This window comes from Luteococcus sp. H91, from assembly GCF_038433135.1.
Lineage (GTDB): Bacteria > Actinomycetota > Actinomycetes > Propionibacteriales > Propionibacteriaceae > Luteococcus.
In genome coordinates this window covers 1-2,918 of sequence record NZ_JBCDMV010000050.1, presented here as the reverse complement: position 1 = coordinate 2,918, position 2,918 = coordinate 1, and the positions used below count along the sequence as shown (strand labels likewise).

The window sequence follows — 2,918 nt, the reverse complement described above, 5'->3', positions numbered from 1 at the left end:
TCGTTGGGCGATGAGGGTGGGCCGGTGGTGGTTGGTGGTGAAGAACATGGGGCAGGTTTCGCAGATCGTTTCGTAGCGGCAGTCGAGCTCGACGGGTCGGCGGCAGTAGCCGTTGCCCAGCAGGCGTTTGTCGACTTCGGCGTGCAGGGCGGTCATGGCTGGACCGGCGGCCTCGGCGGGCAGGACGGGGTTGGCGGGCTCGGTGGCTTGGTAGAGGGCTTCGATCTTGTTGGTGACCTGGAAGTACTGGTCGGCGACGGTGCGGTCACCGATGCGGGCGTAGACCATCGTCATCGACAAGTCGGCGTGGCTGAGCAGCGCGGCGATCGCTTCGAGGCTCATGCCTCGGTTGATGGCTTGGGTGGCGAGGGTGTGTCGCAGCTGGTGGGGGTGGACGTGGCCGATACCGGCGGCGGTGGCAGCTTTCTGGACGGCCTTGTCGACGCGAGTGGGTGGGATGGGTCGTCCGCGTTCGAGCAGGAGCAGGTCGCTGGCCTGCCATGACGGGCGGTGGGCGATCCAGGTGTCGATGAGGGTCTTGAGGGCCGGGTCGAGGGGGATGTAGCGGTCGGTGTGGAGTTTCCCAACCGGGGTGCGCAGCCAGTATCCGGTGCCGATCTGGACGACGGCGTTGATGCGTAGCCCGAGTAGTTCGCCGCGGCGCATGCCGGTGCGGGCCAGGATCTGAATCATCAACCGGTCGAGCTCGTCGGGTAGCTGGGCTGCGGCGGCCATGAACGCGGCAGCCCGGGCATCGTCGAGGAACTTCGGCAGGGGCTTGTCCAAGCGTGGACGGTCTTCCCGGAAGACCAGGGCGCGGGTGGGGACATCGGGATAGTCCCATTCGGTGATGCGGGTGAAGAAGGTGTGCAGGTGACCCATCCGCATGCCCAGCGTGGTCTTCGACAACCCGGGCTGGCCGCGGTAGCCGGGTCGTTGTTCGAGCCAGTCCCGGTAGCCCTCGATGTGGCAGCGGTGCAGGTCGGCGATGCGCTCGGCATCGGTGTGGTGGGCGATGAGGTATCCGGCGAACTGCCGCAGGGTGGTCTCGAACAGCGTCACTGATGAGGGCCGTAGCGAGGCGTGGCATTGCTGCAGGTAGCGGCGCATCGTGGCCGCCATCACGGGGACATGGGTGGTGATCTGTTCCCAGTCGACCTCGGCGGCGCTGCGCGCCGCCCATGGCCGGCGGGTGGCTGGTTGGGGTGCTTGACCGCGGTGGAACATCACCGCGTCGAGGCCGAACAGTGGCGTCGACAACCATCGGGGCGGCGCGCTCGCTCGGGAGGCCATCACGGCTTCGACATAGCTGCTGCGCGCCTGCTGGTAGTCCTGCGAGGTCAGGGCATCGGGGCTGGTGCCGACGATCACGCAGATGCGCGCCAGGTGGGACCACATACGTCGGCTCTGTGCCGTGGTGAAGCCCAGCTCGAGCGCTTGGGTGGCGAATCTGTCGCGCTGCTCGGGGTAGGCGTCAGCGATGTAGATGCCCCAGTGACAGCATGACTGGGAGACGAAGGCCGGGGTGACCGGCAGGCTGGTGGCGATGGCAGCGTGCGCTGCGAATGACATCACCTCGGTGCGGACCTGGCGGCGTTGCTCGACGTCGGCGTGGTTCCATCCGTCGAGATCACCGAACAGCCGTCCGAAGCGCTGTGCCGCCAAGCGCCGGCCCTTCGCCGATGCTGAACTGGAAGCAGCCGCAACATAGGAGGCCGTCACCTCATCGAGAGCCGCACTGGTGCTGACAGGGGCAACAGCAGTCATGGGCGTGGCCCTTCGATGATGGGTGGGTAGATGTCGGCCAGGACGTGCATGGCGTCGCGGTACTGGTCAGCGAGCCAGTCGTTGGACAAGTGGAGGTAGATGCGGGTGGTCTCCAGGTTGGCGTGGCCGGCCTGGGCCTGGATCGCTTCCAAGGCCATGCCCGCCTCCCGTAGCCGGGTGAAGCATGTGTGACGCAGCTCATGGCAGGTCGCGTGGCGTAGTCCCGCCCGTTGACGGGCCCCAGCAAGGACTTCATCCAGCCCTGCTGCGCTCAACGGCATGCCGCGGCGGGGCCCCTTCAACGCCACGAACACCAGTCCGGTGTCACACCCCGGTGGCCGTTCGGTGGTCAAGTAGGCGGCCAGGTGCGTGAAGAACGCATCAATGACAGGGACGATGCGTTCGTGGCCGCCTTTGCCCTGGTGGACGAACACCCTGCCGTCGCCCAGCTGGATGTCTGTCAGACGCAGGCCCAGGACCTCACAGCGTCGCAGCCCGGCATGCAGCATCAGCGTGACCATCGCCCGGTCTCGCTCGGTGCGCAATGCGCCCATCAACGCGACCGCCTCACCCGGTGACAGCACCTGTGGCAGCCGTTTCGGAGCCCGGACCAGAGGCGAGCCCCGCAACGACCGTGACCGGGGCGTCAACGACCGTGAAACCGGCTGACGTTCACAGACACCGCGGGTGACCAGGTAGTCGAACAACGACGTGACCGTCGCCAGCCGGCGCTTGATGGTCGAAGCTGCCAGGCCTGGCTCGCCGTCGACCAGCCGGACCACGTTGCCGCCGTGGCGAGGTTCACGCTGCTGTTCGATGAAGGCCAACACATCCGCCGTGTCGACCTCGACCGGGGGTTTGCCCACGATGGTGAAGAAGACCTTCAAGTCGAACGCTTGCGCCAGCACCGAATTGCGCCGCAGGCGGGCCGCGGTGAACCGCAGATAATCGTCCACCCACGGCTCACCCAACCTGGGTGGCTGCCCCTCCACGAAAACCAGCTTCGGCACGAACCCAACCATGACCGGCCCCCAGCCGCTCGACGACACCACCATCGTCACCGCCGCGTCGCCGCGCTGTTCCACCGGGGTCAGGATCACCTACATATCAAGCCGCCGCTTTCAGGATCGCATTCGCCCTTCTCAGCTCGA

At 66.7% G+C, this 2,918-nt stretch carries 2 protein-coding genes; both read right to left on the bottom strand.

Features of this window, described 5'->3' with window-relative positions:
- On the bottom strand, window positions 1-1,767 hold a 1,767-nt coding region (locus AAEX57_RS16125; protein ID WP_342093314.1), incomplete at its 3' end, for a tyrosine-type recombinase/integrase.
- A complete protein-coding gene (locus AAEX57_RS16120) occupies window positions 1,764-2,777 on the bottom strand; it encodes a tyrosine-type recombinase/integrase (protein ID WP_342093315.1) in 1,014 nt (337 codons plus the stop codon). The genes AAEX57_RS16120 and AAEX57_RS16125, both read right to left, overlap by 4 nt.
- Window positions 2,778-2,918: the final 141 nt, after the last annotated feature.